A 15,883-nucleotide genomic window follows, 5' to 3' on the forward strand; every position below is an offset into this window, starting at 1 on the left:
CCCGCGCGATTAGCTCAGCGGGAGAGCGCTTCCCTGACACGGAAGAGGTCACTGGTTCAATCCCAGTATCGCGCACACACCGAAGCCCCCGGCCCTGCGGCCGGGGGCTTCTTCGTCTCCCGGTCAGCTGGAGAACAGCATGTGGCCGAAGCCGCGGTTGCGGTGGTGGCCGCCGTGATGACCGCCGTGGCCGCCGTAGTGACCGCCGCCGTGCTGCGGGGCGCCCCAGGCCGGTGCGCTGGGCTGGGCCGGGTACTGCGGAGCGGCCGGCGGCGGCGGAACGGCGGGGCCGCCGCCCCACTGGCCCTCCAGCCGGGTCAGCGCCTCCAGCTCGCCGTAGTCGAGAAAGATCCCGCGGCAGCCGCTGCACTGCTCGATCTGGACACCGTTGCGGTTGTACGTGTGCATCGGGGCGTGGCACTTCGGACACTGCATCGTCGGCTCAACTCCTCGCCGGTTGATCCTGCTTAGCGTTACGCCAGGACAGACTCTGTCCGGCTCTGGTCGGTTGCACCCTACTTCGCGAAACCGTCCGCCAACTGCGGCGGGGCGGAACCCATTCGGTCACAGGCGTCGACGACCGCCTGCTCCACGTCGTCCAGCGCGCGGCCCGCCTCGATCGCCTTGACGATCGCCCGGGCCGCGGTCTGCACGGTGAGGGCGCGGGCGGGGACGTCCAGGGCCGGCCAGGGGTCGCCACCGGCCGGAACCGCGGGGCCGCCGGCCGCCCGGTAGGCACCGAGGAAGCGGGACCAGTCGTCGGGCGGCAGCAGGCCGCAGGCGTACCAGGCGGCGGGACGGGCGAGGTCCCAGGCGGGTTCCCCCACGCCGAGGTCGTCGACGTCGATGAGACGCCAGGGACCGTCGGGAGCGGGGTGGCGGACGAGCTGGCCGAGGTGCAGGTCGCCGTGGCAGAGGGTCGTGGTGCCGGACATGGGGGTCTCGGCGCGGGCCCAGGCCGGGAGGGTGAGCCAGGCGCGCAGCACAGGAAGGGCGTGCCCCCGGCGAGTGGTGGCGAGGAGCCGGCCAACGGCGAGGGCCGCCTTGGCCGGGCCGCGCATGGGGGGCAGACCTGGCGGGGCGGGAGTGCGGTGGAGGTGGGCGAGGAGAGTGGCGGCCGGTTCCCATGGGGCGGCATCGGGGTGCTCCGGGTCCACGGGTTCGCCGTACGGCCAGAAGGTGACGAGCCTGCCGTGCAGGCCGACGGAGGTCTCGCCGAGTGGGGGCAGAAGGATGCCGGGGAGGCGGGCGGCCATGGCGAGGCGGGGGGCCAGGTCGGCGGGGGCCGTACCGGGGGCGTGCGCCTTCGCGACGGTGTCGGCGTGCCGGACGACGGTGGCGTCGGGGCGGTCGGCGAGCGTCGCCGCACCGCAGCCGCACGCCTTCTCCTCGCCGGGGTGAGCCGCGCTTCTCGCTCTGAAGGTGAGCTCGGTGAGCAGGGGGTGGGTGGTCACGGGGCTCCCTGGGCGGCGGGGTCTGGCGCACTCAGTATGGTCCCGGGGCGCTGCGCTGGGCTTGAGCGGGGCGCCTATTAAGTTGCCTCGCGATGTCGTCGGGCGGCTGCGGGTGGGATGTGGCTGGTCGCGCAGTTCCCCGCGCCCCTAGGGAGCTACAGTCACCGGCGCCACGACGGACCGTTCCCCATCTCCTCCGCCGCGACCGCGCGCCACCACGGGCCGGTAGCCGCGTACGGCGGCAAGGGGACGGGGTGGGGGGTGTCCGCCCGCAGCGGCCGGCGTCCGTTACAGGGCACCGTTTAAGCAGCAGCAACCGCCGGACCGAGGACGGATACCCCCCACCCCGGCCCCGACCCACCCACCGAACCGCACGCGCTACACACGCCCCCACCGAGGCCGCAGCTGCGCCGCAGGCATCCAGGGGCGCGGGGAACTGCGCAAAAACGCCCGCCCCCACGCACCCGCACCAGACCGCCGCGGCGTTACCCGAGGGCCAGCCAAGCCACCCCCGCCACGACCGCCACCGCGATCACCACGCCGATGATGAGGCCGATGCGCGGCCCGCCCGATGCGGCGGGTGCGGCCTGCTGCCGGCCGCCCTGCGGTCCCTCGTCGACGAACGCGCGGAACATCTGAGTGCTGCCGGCGGGGTCGTAGTTGCCCTGGGGGCCCTGGTTGTCAGCCATGCCCCGAGACCCTAGCGAATCAGGGAGCCGGGCCCAAGTGCGGGGCGCACCCGGGCTTCAGCAGGCCCCACATGCCGGTTTACGTTCGCAATACTTGCCTTTGCCAACTTTTTATACCGCACCTACACCGTTTTATTTGCCTGTAGCAACCAAGCACGCCTATGGTTGCCCTAAGCAACGAATACGGGAGGTGTGATGGCCGAGCAGGCGCGATACGAAGAGCTGATCCGCCAGTTCAGCGCCTTCGGAGCCGTGAAGAGGGAGATGGGACGGATGATGCCGTCCGAGTGCCCCTCGGGTTCCGCCGCCGTGCTGACCCTCCTCGGGCGCTACGGGGACATGCGCATGAGCAAGCTCTCCGAGCTGCTCGCCGTGGACATGTCGGTCACCAGCCGCCACGTGGCGCACGTCGCCGAGCGCGGCTGGATCGAGCGCTCCCCCGACCCGGCGGACAAGCGTTCCCGCATCCTGCGGCTGACGCCCGCCGGTCGGTCCCTCCTCGACCAGCTGTCCCGCCGGACCTGCCACATGCTCGCCGAGCGATTGAGCGACTGGAGCGACGACGAGGTGGCCCAGCTGACCAGGCTGATGGCCCGCCTGCGGGCGAGCTTCGACGACACCCGCGCTCACGACACCCATGGCCGCGAACCCCACCGCCCCGAACCCCGGCCGCCCGCACCCCCCGTACTCGAACAGACCACCCGTACACCCGCGATCACCCAGTAAGAGAAGGAAGCCCATGGCAACGACCACACCAGCCGGTGTGCGGGCTCACGCCAAGCACGGGGGAGGCTCCGCCGAGTACGCCCCGATGACGCACCGGCAGATCATGGAGGCCATCTCCGGCCTGCTGCTCGGCATGTTCGTGGCGATCCTGTCGTCCACGATCGTCACCAATGCGCTCCCGCACATCATCAGCGACCTCGGCGGCGGCCAGTCCGCCTACACCTGGGTCGTCACCGCCGCTCTGCTGTCGATGACCGCGGCCACCCCCCTGTGGGGCAAGCTCGCCGACCTGTACAGCAAGAAGGCGCTCGTCCAGATAGCCCTGGTCATCTACGTCCTGGGCTCCGCGGCCGCCGGTCTCTCGCAGAACGCCGGCATGCTGATCGCCTGCCGAGTCGTCCAGGGCATCGGCGTCGGCGGTCTGTCCGCCCTGGCGCAGATCGTCATGGCCGCGATGATCTCCCCGCGTGAGCGCGGCCGTTACTCCGGCTACCTCGGCGCGACCTTCGCCGTCGCCACCGTAGGCGGCCCGCTGCTCGGCGGTGTCATCACCGACACCTCGTGGCTGGGCTGGCGCTGGTGCTTCTACGTCGGCGTCCCCTTCGCCGTCATCGCGCTGATCGTGCTGCAGAAGACCCTGCACCTGCCCGTCGTGAAGCGGGACGTGAAGGTCGACTGGGGCGGCGCGTTCTTCATCGCCGCCGCTGTCTCGCTGCTGCTCGTCTGGGTCACCTTCGCCGGTGACAAGTACGACTGGATCTCCTGGCAGACGTACGCGATGGTCGGCGGTTCGATCGTCCTCGGTCTGATCTTCGTGCTGGTCGAGTCCAAGGTGCGCGAGCCGATCATCCCGCTGCGGCTGTTCAAGAACCGCACGATCACCCTGGCCTCGCTGGCCTCGCTGTTCGTCGGTGTCGCGATGTTCACCGGCACGGTCTTCTTCAGCCAGTACTTCCAGCTGGCCCGCGACAAGTCCCCCACGATGTCGGGCGTCATGACGATCCCGATGATCGGCGGACTGTTCATCTCCTCCACCGTCTCCGGGCAGTTCATCACCCGCACCGGGCGCTGGAAGGCGTGGCTGGTCAGCGGTGGTGTGCTGGTGACGGCCGGTCTCGGTCTGCTGGGCACCATCCGGTACGACACGGCCTACTGGAAGATGTCGATCTTCATGGCCCTGCTGGGTCTCGGCATCGGCATGATGATGCAGAACCTGGTGCTGTGCACCCAGAACCAGGTCGACCCGAGCGACCTCGGCTCCGCCAGCTCGACGGTCACCTTCTTCCGTTCCCTCGGTGGTGCGGTCGGCGTCTCCGCCCTCGGCGCGGTCATGTCCCACCGGATCACGCACTACGTGTCGGACGGCATCGCCGCTCTCGACCCCAAGTACCAGGCCGCCCTGGCCGGTTCCGGCTCCTCCACCGACAGCATTCCGGACCTGGCCAAGCTCCCGGCCCCGGTGCGCACGCTGATGGAGAGCTCCTACGGCCATGGCATCGCCGACGTGTTCCTGATCGCCGGCGCCCTCGCGGCCGTCGCGTTCCTGATCACCCTGTTCATCAAGGAGGTTCCGTTGCGGACCAAGGGCGGGCTGGCGCAGGCCGCGGCGGACGACTCGCCGGCCGAGGCGCCCACGGAAGCGGCCGAGGTGTCCGCGGAAGCGGCCGAAGCCCCGGCTGCCGGGCACACCCCGAGCTGGGCCACGACCACCTCGGACACCGAGACCGCCCCCGAGGGCACCCAGCGGTTGTCCGCCGTGGCCACCCTCGCCCGTCCCGAGGAGTCCCCGGCAGGCTCCGGCGGCATCCCGGTCCGCGGCTTCGTGCGCGGCGCCGAGAGCGCGCCTGTCCCCCAGGCCGCGGTCACGCTGATCTCGCTCGCGGGACGGCAGCTGGGCCGCTCGGTCACGCAGGCCGACGGTTCCTACGCCGTCGAGGCGCCGAGCGTGGGGTCGTACGTCCTGATCGCCTCCGCGGACGGCTTCCAGCCGCAGGCGTCCACCGTCCTGGTGGGCGGCGAGCCGGTGGCCTACGACATCCTCCTCAGCGGCACCAGCGGGCTGAACGGGCTCGTGCGGGCCGCGCAGAACGGGGAGCCGGTCAAGGACGCGATGGTGATCGTCACCGATGTGCGCGGCGACCTGCTGGCCACCGGGACCACCGGTGAGCAGGGCGAGTTCGCCTTCGGCGAGCTGGTGCCGGGTGCGGTGACCGTCGCGGTGAACGCCGTCGGGTTCCGGCCGCGCGCCCTGCCCGTCGAGGTCGGCGGCACCGGCGTCACCCGGATCGAGGTCGACCTCGACTCGGGCGCCCGCCTCCAGGGTGTCGTACGGGCGCCGCACGGTCCGCTGGCCGACGCGCGGGTCACCCTCGTGGACGCGGCCGGCAACGTGGTCGGCACCGCCACCACCGGGTCGGACGGGGCGTACGCCTTCACCGACCTGGACGGCGGCGAGTACACGGTCATCGCCACGGGCTACCCGCCGCAGGCGACGGCCCTGACGGTCAGCGGCCCCGCGGTCGACGGCCACGACATCGAACTCGCCCACCCCGGCGAGTAGTTCGACCGCTCCGGCCCGTGGCAGGGAGCGCGCGCTCCGAGCGGAGGCGCGCGCCCGCCACGGGCCGGTCTTCTTCGAGGAGGTACATGACATGGGACTGACCGCGAGGATCCGAACCCGGGACGGCTGGGCCGTGTCGCACGCGGTCGTCACGGTGACCGACATGACCGGTACGCAGGTGCTGCGCGCGGAGGCGGACCCGGAGGGCGCCGTACGGGACGCGACTCCGCTGGAGCCGGGGCCGTACACCGTCATTGTGACGGCCGTCGGCTACGCGCCCGCCGCGTCGAGCGCGATCGTCACCGCGAGCAGCCGGGCCGAGGTCGGCACGGTCACCCTGGCCCGCATCGGCGGCGCGGAACTCCCGCCGCCGGGGCCCTGGACCGTGGACCTGGCCCACTCCAGTGTGGGCGCGGTCGCCCAGCACCTGGGCATCTCCAGTGTGCACGGCCGCTTCACCGACTTCACGGCGGCGATCGAGGTCGCTCCGGACGACGTGACCAAGTCCCGGGTGGAGGCGGTGATCCGGGCCGCCTCGATCGACACGGGGAACGCGATGCGGGACGAGCACCTGAGGTCGGCGGACTTCCTGGACGTCGAGCGGTACCCGGAGATCACCTACCGGTCGACGGGGCTGACGGTGGCCGGCACGGATCGGTGGACCGTGCGGGGCGAACTCGCCATGCGCGGTGTCGTACGGCCGGTGGACCTGGACCTGTCGTACCTGGGCACCGGCGCCGACCCCTGGGGCGGCACCCGCGCGGCCTTCCGGGCGACGACCCAGCTGCGGCGGGAGGACTTCGCCATGAACTACAACCAGGTCGTGCAGGCGGGGATCGCGGCGATCGGTACGACGCTGAAGGTCGAGCTCGATGTGCAGGCGGTGCAGGGGGAGTCGCTGCCGCAGGCCTGAGGGCGTGGGCCGTTGTCAGTGGCGGGTCGGACGGTTCGGGGCGCGTCGAGGGCGTCGTGTCCGAGGACGTGCACGGGGGCGCTGCTGGATCTGCTGCCCGAGGCGCCCGGGCGGGTGCTGGACGTCGGACCGGCGGGTGTTCTACATCCGGCCGGAGGAGGTCGCCGAACAGGGGGCCCGTGCGGGGCTGAGGCTGCTGCGGACCGTGGCCAAGGGCGTCGACCGGCTCGGCCGTGACGCCGTGCACGGGCACGCCGTGGCGCTCCAACTAGGCTGATTCCATGGCACCGAACATTGCGACCAACAAGTCCGTCTCCCTGGATGAGCTGCTGGACTTCGTACGGCCCCGGCACCGGGCGATCCTGCTGACCCGGCGGGCGGACGGGTCCCCGCAGGCCTCTCCGTTGACCTGCGGGGTCGACGACTCGGGGCGGATCGTCGTGTCGACGTACCCCGAGCGGGCGAAGACGCGGAACGCGAAGCGGGATTCCCAGGTCAGCGTGATCGTACTGAGCGACGACTGGGACGGGCCGTGGGTCCAGGTCGACGGAACCGCGGAGGTCATCGACTCGCCGGAGTCCGTGGAGCCGTTGGTGGAGTACTTCCGGAACATCTCCGGGGAGCACCCCGACTGGGACGAGTACCGGGCGGCGATGGTGAAGCAGGGGAAGTCGATCATCCGGGTCACTCCGGTGCGGTGGGGCCCCGTGGCCACCGGTGGATTTCCCGCGCGGCTGGCTTCGCCGGAGTGAGCGCCTGCTCGCGCAGTCTCCCGCGCCCCTAAGGGCGCTCGACCATCGCCTCGATTCCTTTGACAAGCAGGTCGAGGGCGAACTCGAAGTCCCTGTCCCGCATCTCCTCCACCGTGTCGCCGCCGCGTGCCTTCATGATCTCCTCGTTCTCCCTGAGGATCTCCACGGCGCCGGGGGACCGGGTCGCCGCTGTCATGGCGTGCCGGAAGTAGTCCTCCTGGGTCATGCCGGCCTGGGCGGAGCGGGTGATGAAGTGGCCCTCGATGGTGCCGAAGCCGTAGACGAACTGGAAAACGGCGGAGATCGCGCCGGTGATGCCATGGTCGGGCAGGCCGGTCCTGCGCACGACCCGGTGCACGGTCCGGGACAGGGCCAGGGAGTTCGGGCCGATGTTGAGGAAGGCGCCGGCCAGCGGTGAGACCCAGGGATGACGGACCAGCAGGCCCCGGTACCCCCCGGCCACCGTGCGCAGGTGGTCCCGCCAGTCCTCGTCGGCGTCCGGGTCCGGCAGCTCCAGCTCGCCGAAGGCCGCGTCCAGAGCGAGTTCGAGGAGGTCGTCCTTGGTGGCGACGTACCAGTAGACGGACATCGCGGTCACGTTCAGCTCGGCGGCCAGGCGCCGCATGGAGAACTTGGCCAGCCCCTCGGCGTCCAGGAGACGGACCGTCACCTCGGTGATCCGGTCCCGGTCAAGGCCGGACGGCTGCCCGCCGCCTCGGCCACCGCGGCGCACCTTGCCGTCCAGCCAGACACTGGTCCGACCGGGGGCCTTCTGGCCTGCGTCAGCCATGGCGCACCTTTCAGAAAAGTCCGTTCACCGGCAAAGATGCCAGATGCCTTCCAACCTAAGGGGCGCGGGGAACTGCGCGAACAGCCACGACCAGCCCGCAGCCGCCGACGAACAGGACCCCCACCCCCCTCAGGCGACTTCCCTCCGCTCCGCCCTCCGCAACAACATCCCAGCGACCACCCCGCCCAGCAGAACAGCCACCGCCCCCACCATTTGACTGCTCTCCAGGCCGGAGGCGAACGCCTCCGTGATCCGCGCCCGCTCCGCCACCGACCCCGCCTGTGCCAACGCCGCCGGCAGGGACACCGCGGCCACCGAAATCCCCGCCGCGAACCGCGCGTTCAGCACCGCGCCCAGGACCGCGACCCCCAGCCCCTGCCCCAACTCCGCCACCGTGCCGTTGATCCCCGCGCCGACCCCGGCCTTCTCCGGCGGGATCGCGCTCATGATCGCGTGTGCCATCGCGGGACTGGCGACCGCCGCCCCCGCCCCGATCAGCACCAGCCCCAGCAGGGTGCCCGGATAGCCGTGGTCGGTGAGCGTGGCGATGGAGAGGAGGCCCGCGGCCATCACCGCCATGCCGAGGCCGATGGAGAGCGGCGTCCCGAGCCTCGTCGACCACTTCGCCGCGAGGCCCGTGAAGTTGAGGGCCACGATCATCAGCGCGAGGGGGGCCGTCCGCAGCCCCGCCTCCAGGGGGCCGTACCCGAGGACGAACTGCATGTGCTGGGTGAGCAGGAAGAGCGAGCCGCCCATGCCGAAGGTGATCAGGACCGCCCCGGCCACCGCTCCCGTGAACCGGCGGTCGCGGAAGAAGTGCATGTCGAGCATGGGATGCGGGATCCGGCTCTCCCAGTGCGCGAACCCGGCGAGGACCACGACCGCCACGGCCGCGGGGCCCAGCACCCGGCCGGACGTCCAGCCGTGCTCGGGGCCGGAGATGATCGCGAACACCAGGGAGGCCATGCCGGTCGTGGACAGCAGGGCGCCAAGGAGGTCGGGCCGGTCCCCCCGGGGGTTCTTGGACTCGGGGACCAGGATCACGACCGCGACCAGGGCGAGCGCGGCGACCGGCAGGTTGATCAGGAAGATCGCGCCCCACCAGAAGTGGTTCAGCATGAAGCCGCCCAGGAGGGGCCCGGCCGCGAAGCCCAGGGAGTTGACCGCCGCCCAGATGCCGATCGCCTTCGGTTGTTCCTCCGGCGCGAAGATCTGCATCGCCACCGCGAGCGTGGTGGTCATCAGCAGCGCGCCCCCCACGCCCATCCCGGCCCGGGCCGCGATCAGCTGGGCGGTGGAGTCGGCGAGACCCGCGACCAGCGACCCGACGCCGAACAGCACCAGTCCCGCGGCGAGCATCCTCTTTCGGCCGTAGCGGTCGGCCGCGCTGCCCGCGGTGAGCAGCAGCCCCGACTGCACCAGCGAGTACGCGTTGATCATCCACTGGATGTCGGAGGTGGCGGCGCCCAGTTCGCTGGTGAGGGAGGGGATGGCCACGTTCAGGATCGTGTTGTCGAGCAGCACGGTCAGCTGCGCGAGACAGATGACGCCGAGTATCAGCCAGCGCTGGGGATGGCCCCGGGAGACGGTGGCGACGGGAGCGGGAGCGGGAGCGGTCATGTTGTACACCGTAGAACAGTTCCTATACGGCGTACAACGCACTTTCGCGCCGTACGACGAGAAGGGCGGTGACCGAAGTCACCGCCCTTCCGCTGAGGGGAACCGTCAGCCGCTCGCCTTCTGGGTGAGGTCGTAGAAGGTGGCCGAACCGACCGTGACCTTCTTGAAGTTGGCCTCGACCCACGAGGTGATCTGCGAGGACGTACCGCTGCTGCCGCCGCCCATGCCGCCGCCGGAGCCGCTGGAGATGAAGTAGTGGACCCGGCCGTCTTCCACGTACTTCTTGAACTGGGCCAGCGTCGGGGACGGGTCGGTGCCGTTGAAGCCGCCGATCGCCATCACCGGGTCGCCGGTGGAGAGCTGGTAGCTCGCCGCGTTCTGGGCGCCGATGGCCGCCGCCACCCAGGTGTACTTCGACGAGTCGGTCTCCAGCAGCTTCTTGGCCGCGGAGGTGACGCTCGCGCCGTTCAGCAGGCCGCCGACACCACCGCCGCCGCCCATGCCGCCGCCGTCGCCCGTCTGGCCGCCGGGGCCGCCCTGCTGACCCTGGGTGCCGCCGTTGCCGTTCTGCTGGTTCCGGCCGGGCATGCCCCCGCCGGGGAAGCCGCCCGTGCCGCCGCCCTGCTGGTTCTGGGTGTTGCCGTTGCCGTTCTGCCCGGGCATACCGCCACCGAAGCCGCCCCGGCCGGCGCCGCCACCGCCGGGGCCGCCGCCACCGCCCATCATGGACGCGCCCGCCGGACCCGCCGTCACGATGGACCCGGTGTGGCCCTCCTGGAGGGTGCTGATCGTGTACGCCGTCGGGCCGGCCAGGGCGGCCACCAGGCCCAGGGAGGCGGCCGCGAGGGCGAGTTGGCGGCTCACGCGGCCCGCGAAGACCAGGCCCAGCGCGGCGACCAACCCGCCGATCAGGACCAGGTACTTCAGCCAGGGCAGATAGTCGGAGGTGCGGTTGAGCAGGAGGTAGCTCCAGGACCCCGCCGCCACGACCGAGGCCGCGAGGGTGATCGATGCCCACAGTTCGGCGCGCTTCTCCCACAGGACGCCCGCGCCCATGCCGATCACGGCCGCGATGTAGGGAGCGAGGGCCACCGTGTAGTACTGGTGGAAGATGCCCGCCATGTAGCTGAAGACGACCATGGTCATCAGCAGCGAGCCGCCCCAGACCAGGAACGAACCGCGGGTGACGCTGGTGCGCTTGAGCTTTCGGGTCGCCACCAGGCCGGCGGCGAGCAGGATCAGGGCGGCCGGCAGCAGCCAGGAGATCTGGCCGCCGATCTCGGAGTTGAACATCCGGTCCCAGCCGGTCGCACCCCACTGCCCGGTGCCGCCTGCGCCACCGCCGCCGCCGACCGAGCCGGTCTCGTCGCCGCTGAGGCGGCCGAAGCCGTTGTAGCCGAAGGTCAGTTCAAGGAAGGAGTTGTTCTGGGAGCCGCCGATGTAGGGGCGGGAGGAGGCGGGCCACAGTTCGACGATCGCCACCCACCAGCCGCCGGAGACGACCAACGCGCCGGTGGCCGCGGCCAGTTGACCGAGCCGCTTCCTGACGGGGACCGGCGCGCAGACGGCGTAGACGATCGCCAGCGGCGGCAGGATCAGGAAGGCCTGGAGGGTCTTCGCGAGGAACGCGAAGCCGATCGCGGCACCGGCCCACAGCAGCCACTTCGTACGGCCGTCCTCCAGGGCTCGGACCACGAACCAGCAGGCGAGCGTCATCAGCAGCGCCAGCATGGCGTCGGGGTTGTTGAACCGGAACATCAGCGCCGCGACGGGGGTGAGCGCGAGCACGGCGCCCGCGATCAGAGCGGCCGCGGGGCTGAACCGGCGGCGCACCGAGGCGTGGACGACGGCGACAGAGCCGACACCCATCAGGACCTCGGGGGCGAGGATCGCCCAGGAGTTCAGGCCGAAGATCCGCACCGACAGCTCCATCGGCCACAGCGAGGCCGGGGGCTTGTCGACGGTGATCGCGTTGCCCGCGTCGAGCGAGCCGAAGAAGAACGCCTTCCAGGACTGGCTGCCGGCCTGGACCGCCGCCGAGTAGAAGGAGTTGGCGTAGCCGGAGGAGCTCAGGTCGTACAGGTAGAGCAGGAGGGTCGCGGCCAGCAGGCCGAGGAAGGCCGGGCGCGCCCAGCGGGGGTCCTCGGGGCGGCCGCGCCACAGTCTGCGCACGAAGGGCTGCTGGGGTTCACCGGACTCGGGGGCCGGGGGAGCGACCGGCGCCTCGGGGGCCGTCGCCGCCGGACCCCATCCGGAACCCTGCTGGGCCGGACGGTCGGTCTGCGTGGTCATCAGGAGTTCCTCGGGTCGGTGTCGGTCGGGCGCACCGGGTCGAGCCGCATGGTGGCGTCCTTCCAGGAGCGCTGCTCCGCGGCTTCACCGGCGCGGAACTCGGTCGTGTCGTACGAGGACGACGGGCTGTACGGCGTGCTGGCGTACTGGGGTGCCTGGGGTGCCGTCGGGCGCTGGGGCAGCGGTCCGTACGACTGCTGCGGTGCGGCGGGGGTGTGCGTGGCGACGACCGCGGACCGGGGGTGGTCCGGCCGGGGCTGGTTCGAGAGGGGGTGGTCCGAGAGGGGCTGCTTCGAAAGGGGCTGGTCGTCCTCGCGGTCGGGGAAGACCCAGGCCCGGAAGAGCAGGAAGCGCAGCACGGTCGCCGCGAGGTTGGCGGCGATCAGTACCGCCAGCTCGGTGGAGTGCGCGGGGTCGCTGCCGGCCGCGTTGAGCGCGGCGAGGGAGCCGCTGGTCAGCGCGAGGCCGATGCCGAAGACGACCAGGCCCTGCGCCTGGTGGCGGACGGCGCCGCCCCGCCCGCGCACCCCGAAGGTCAGGCGCCGGTTGGCGGCGGTGTTGGCGACCGCGGAGACCAGCAGGGCCAGCGCGTTGGCGGTCTGGGAGCCGCCGAACTGCCGGAAGGCGCTGTAGAGGACGAGATAGAAGAGGGTCGACAGACCGCCGACGACACAGAACCCGACGAGCTGGCGGGCCAGCCCCTTCGGCACGTCCTGGATCTCGCGGTCGCGCGGGTCGTCACCGAACGGCCGGGTGATCCGGTCCAGCGGCAGCGATCCGCCCGCCAGGGCCTTGCCCACCCGCCACACGCCCTTGAGGTCCTCGGTCGCCGTCTTCACGATGTGGACGGTGGAGTTCGGGTCGTCGACCCAGTCGACGGGCACTTCGTGGATACGGAGTCCCGCGCGCTCGGCGATGACCAGCATCTCGGTGTCGAAGAACCAGCCGGTGTCCTCGACGAGCGGCAGCAGGACCTGCGCCACGTCACGCCGGATGGCCTTGAAGCCGCACTGCGCGTCGGAGAAGCGGGCCTGGAGGGAGCCGCGCAGGATGAGGTTGTAGGCGCGGCTGATGAACTCGCGCTTGGGGCCGCGCACGACCCGGGAGCTGCGGGCGAGCCGGGAGCCGATCGCCAGGTCGGAGTGGCCCGAGATCAGCGGGGCCACCAGCGGCAGCAGGGCGTTGAGGTCGGTGGACAGGTCCACGTCCATGTAGGCGAGGACCGGGGCGTCCGAGGCGGACCAGACGGTCCTGAGCGCCCGGCCGCGGCCCTTCTGCTCCAGCCGGAAGGCCCTGACCTCCGGTATCTCCGCCTCCAGCCGCCGCGACACCAGGGGCGTGGTGTCCGTCGACGCGTTGTCCGCGATGGTGATGCGGAACGCGTACGGGAACGTGCGTGCGAGGTGCTCGTGCAGTCTCAGCACACAGGGCTGGAGGTCCTTCTCCTCGTTGTAGACGGGGATCACTACGTCCAGGACAGGCGTACCGGCGTCGCCGGCCGGGAGGTGCTCCCGCGCCGGCAGGGTGCCGGGAGAAGAGTCGGTTCGCATGGGAACGACTCTGGTCAAGCCCCCTGTTGCACCCATATGGCGGCGCTGTGCTGTGCCTGTGAGTGCGATTGCCAGTTCGTTTCGGGCGCCGGACGGGGGGCCACGGGGCCGACCGCGGGCAGGTGCATGGTGAACACGGTCCGCCCCGGAACGCTGTCCACGGTCACCGCACCGCCGTGCGCGGTCGCGACGGCCTGCACGATGGCGAGGCCGAGGCCGGTGGATCCGGAAGCTCGGGAGCGCGAGGAGTCGCCGCGCGCGAACCGTTCGAAGACGTGCGGGAGCAGGTCGGACGGGATGCCCTGGCCGTTGTCCTCGACGCCCACGCACATCCACGGGCCGCTGCGCTGCACGCGCGCGGTGACCGTCGTACCCGGCGGGGTGTGCTTGCGGGCGTTGCCGAGCAGGTTGATGAGCACCTGCTGGAGGCGGGCCGCGTCACCGGAGACGAGGGCGGGTTCGTCGGGCAGGTCGAGGCGCCAGTTGTGGTCCATGCCGGCCGCGCGGGCGTCGCTGATGGTGTCCACGACGAGCGGGATGAGGTCGGTCTGCTCGAACTGCAGCGGCCGCCCGGCGTCCAGACGCGCGAGCAGCAGCAGGTCCTCCACGAGCAGGGTCATCCGGCCCGCCTCGGACTCGATACGGCCGAGGGCGTGCCGGGTGTCGGGGCCGACCTCCTCCCGCCCGCGCCGGGTGAGCTCGGCGTACCCGCGGATGGAGGCGAGCGGTGTTCTCAGCTCATGACTGGCGTCGGCCACGAACTGGCGCACCCGCATCTCGCTCTGCTGGCGTGCGTGCAGGGCGCCGTGCACGTGGTTCAGCATCCGGTTCAGCGCGGCACCGACCTGCCCGACCTCGGTGTGCGGGTCGCACTCCGCCTCGGGCACCCGCTCGCTCAGGTTGACCTCGCCGGTGTGGAGAGGCAGTTCGGAGACCCGGGTGGCGGTGTTGGCGACCTTGCGCAGGGGGCGGGTGGCGAGTCCGACGAGGACGTAACCGGCGATGACGGCTGCGCCGAGGCCGGCGGCGGTGACGCTGATCTCCACGAGGATCAGGGTGTCGATGGTGGCGTCGACGTCCTTGGTGGGGACGGCGACGTAGTAGGCGGAGGTGTCGTTGGAGGCGTACCGGACGAGGTAGTCGCCGATGCCGGGGAGCTCGACCTTGTGCTGCTTGTTGTCCTTGGGGACCGCGGCGAGCACCTTGATCTGGGCGGTCGTGAGGCTCTCGGGGGTCATCTCGAAGTTCTGGTCGGAGCCGGACTTCACCCCGCGCTTGGCGTCGGTGATCTCGCCCTTCTCCACCTTGGCCGCGATCGTGCCGTCCGGCCCTGGGCCGATGACGAAATCGGCGGGGGTGTGCTGCCGGTTGCCCTGCCCGACGGGTTTCTTCTCGTCCTTGTCGCCGTTGCCGAGTTGCCTGGGCGGGAGGTCGCGTGGCGCCGCCCGTGACGCGGCCTCGTTCAGCTTGCCGCTCAGCTGGTCGTACAGATGCGACCGCAACGCCAGTGTCGTCACCGTGCCGATCACCGAGCAGACGACGGCGATCAGCACCACCGACGCGACGACGAGCCGCGTCCGCAGCGTGCGCGGCTTTCCTGCCCGCCCTGCCCGCTTCTGCGCCCGCGGCCGTCGTCGCCCGCTCATGACGCGGCGGGCTTGATCAGGTAGCCGGCGCCGCGCCGGGTGTGGATCATCGGCTCCCGTCCCGCGTCTATCTTGCGGCGCAGGTAGGAGATGTAGAGCTCGACGACGTTGGCCTGGCCGCCGAAGTCGTACGACCACACCCGGTCGAGGATCTGCGCCTTGCTGAGCACCCGCCGGGGATTGCGCATCAGGAACCGCAGGAGCTCGAACTCGGTCGCGGTGAGGTGGATGTTCTCCCCGGCCCGCGAGACCTCGTGGCTGTCCTCGTCGAGGGTGAGGTCACCGACTACCAGCACGGAGTCGGAACGGCGGTCGGCCGCACCGGAACGGCGGATGAGACCGCGCAGCCGGGCCACGACCTCTTCGAGGCTGAACGGCTTGGTGACGTAGTCGTCGCCACCGGCGGTGAGCCCCGCGATCCGGTCCTCCACGGCGTCCTTCGCCGTCAGGAACAGCACGGGCACGTCCGGCAGTTCGCGCCGCAGCCGCCCGAGGACGGCCAGCCCGTCCATGTCCGGCAGCATCATGTCCAGGACGACGGCGTCGGGCCGGAACTCCCGTGCGGTCTGGACGGCACCCGTGCCGTCCCCCGCGCTGCGGATCTGCCATCCCTCGTAGCGCAGGGCCATGGACAGCAGTTCGGTGATCGACAGCTCGTCGTCCACCACAAGCACTCGGACGGGGCTCCCGTCCGGCCTCAGCAGTTCGGTGCGCCCCTGGGGCGAGGTCGTGGTCATGCTGGACACCCTGTCGGGACCCCCTGAGAGCACCCTTTCGACAGTCTGTGATTTTCCTGAGAAACACACAGGCGCCTCTCAGGCAACGTCTGGGGGCCTGGGGAACTGCTTGTCCGACGGACGGCCGAGGCATCCGGGCCGAGGTATCGGGGTG

At 71.3% G+C, this 15,883-nt stretch carries 14 protein-coding genes and 1 tRNA gene; 6 read left to right on the forward strand and 9 right to left on the reverse strand.

Going from position 1 to position 15,883, the window contains the following annotated elements; genetic code table 11:
- Window positions 1–3 precede the first annotated feature (3 nt).
- A tRNA-Val gene (locus H293_RS0108865) sits at window positions 4–75 on the forward strand.
- A gap of 48 nt (window positions 76–123) precedes the next feature.
- On the opposite strand, the gene H293_RS0108870 is transcribed toward H293_RS0108865, so the two are convergent.
- The 3 genes from H293_RS0108870 to H293_RS0108880 form a co-directional block, all read right to left on the reverse strand.
- Entirely contained in the window at window positions 124–435 is a 312-nt protein-coding gene (locus tag H293_RS0108870; protein WP_020117515.1) for a TFIIB-type zinc ribbon-containing protein, read from the reverse strand.
- 80 nt (window positions 436–515) lie between these two features.
- Window positions 516–1,454 carry a phosphotransferase family protein gene (locus H293_RS0108875; protein WP_020117516.1) on the reverse strand — a complete coding sequence of 313 codons (939 nt, stop codon included), beginning with the start codon at window positions 1,452–1,454 and terminating at the stop codon, window positions 516–518.
- 485 nt (window positions 1,455–1,939) lie between these two features.
- Window positions 1,940–2,143: a hypothetical protein gene (locus tag H293_RS0108880; RefSeq protein WP_020117517.1), complete on the reverse strand. Its 204-nt coding sequence runs from the start codon at window positions 2,141–2,143 to the stop codon at window positions 1,940–1,942.
- A gap of 195 nt (window positions 2,144–2,338) precedes the next feature.
- Here H293_RS0108880 and H293_RS0108885 point away from each other — a divergent pair, with 195 nt between their 5' ends.
- From H293_RS0108885 to H293_RS0108905, 5 genes are all read left to right on the forward strand, one after another.
- Entirely contained in the window at window positions 2,339–2,869 is a 531-nt protein-coding gene (locus H293_RS0108885) for a MarR family winged helix-turn-helix transcriptional regulator (protein ID WP_020117518.1), read from the forward strand.
- Window positions 2,870–2,954: 85 nt separating this feature from the next.
- Window positions 2,955–5,429, forward strand: coding sequence for an MFS transporter (locus H293_RS0108890; RefSeq protein ID WP_033415335.1), 2,475 nt, complete (start codon window positions 2,955–2,957; stop codon window positions 5,427–5,429).
- Between the two features lie 91 nt (window positions 5,430–5,520).
- Window positions 5,521–6,342: a YceI family protein gene (locus H293_RS0108895; protein WP_020117520.1), complete on the forward strand. Its 822-nt coding sequence runs from the start codon at window positions 5,521–5,523 to the stop codon at window positions 6,340–6,342.
- 136 nt (window positions 6,343–6,478) lie between these two features.
- Complete coding sequence (locus tag H293_RS54630) at window positions 6,479–6,619, forward strand: hypothetical protein (RefSeq protein WP_020117521.1); 141 nt, start codon at window positions 6,479–6,481, stop codon at window positions 6,617–6,619.
- A 4-nt stretch (window positions 6,620–6,623) separates the two neighbouring features.
- Window positions 6,624–7,094, forward strand: a complete 471-nt coding sequence (locus H293_RS0108905; protein ID WP_020117522.1) for a PPOX class F420-dependent oxidoreductase — start codon at window positions 6,624–6,626, stop codon at window positions 7,092–7,094.
- Window positions 7,095–7,122: 28 nt separating this feature from the next.
- Here the strand turns inward: H293_RS0108905 and H293_RS0108910 are convergent, their stop codons facing one another.
- From H293_RS0108910 to H293_RS0108935, 6 genes are all read right to left on the reverse strand, one after another.
- Window positions 7,123–7,884 carry a TetR/AcrR family transcriptional regulator gene (locus H293_RS0108910; protein ID WP_020117523.1) on the reverse strand — a complete coding sequence of 254 codons (762 nt, stop codon included), beginning with the start codon at window positions 7,882–7,884 and terminating at the stop codon, window positions 7,123–7,125.
- A 129-nt stretch (window positions 7,885–8,013) separates the two neighbouring features.
- Window positions 8,014–9,504 (reverse strand): MFS transporter, encoded by a 1,491-nt coding sequence (locus H293_RS0108915; RefSeq protein ID WP_106968288.1) that lies wholly within the window; start codon window positions 9,502–9,504, stop codon window positions 8,014–8,016.
- A gap of 105 nt (window positions 9,505–9,609) precedes the next feature.
- The gene (locus H293_RS0108920) at window positions 9,610–11,796 is read right to left on the reverse strand and encodes an ArnT family glycosyltransferase (protein WP_020117525.1); all 2,187 of its coding nucleotides are present in this window, start codon (window positions 11,794–11,796) and stop codon (window positions 9,610–9,612) included.
- The gene (locus H293_RS0108925; protein ID WP_020117526.1) at window positions 11,796–13,346 is read right to left on the reverse strand and encodes a bifunctional glycosyltransferase family 2/GtrA family protein; all 1,551 of its coding nucleotides are present in this window, start codon (window positions 13,344–13,346) and stop codon (window positions 11,796–11,798) included. The genes H293_RS0108920 and H293_RS0108925 overlap by 1 nt, the downstream gene beginning before the upstream one ends.
- Before the next feature lie 14 nt (window positions 13,347–13,360).
- Window positions 13,361–14,992 carry a sensor histidine kinase gene (locus tag H293_RS0108930; protein ID WP_028807683.1) on the reverse strand — a complete coding sequence of 544 codons (1,632 nt, stop codon included), beginning with the start codon at window positions 14,990–14,992 and terminating at the stop codon, window positions 13,361–13,363.
- Window positions 14,989–15,729, reverse strand: coding sequence for a response regulator transcription factor (locus H293_RS0108935; RefSeq protein ID WP_020117528.1), 741 nt, complete (start codon window positions 15,727–15,729; stop codon window positions 14,989–14,991). Before H293_RS0108935 ends, H293_RS0108930 begins: the two co-directional genes overlap by 4 nt.
- Between the last annotated feature and the right edge of the window lie 154 nt (window positions 15,730–15,883).

Origin of the sequence: Streptomyces canus 299MFChir4.1 (genome assembly GCF_000383615.1) — a bacterium.
GTDB classification, from domain to species: domain Bacteria; phylum Actinomycetota; class Actinomycetes; order Streptomycetales; family Streptomycetaceae; genus Streptomyces; species Streptomyces canus_C.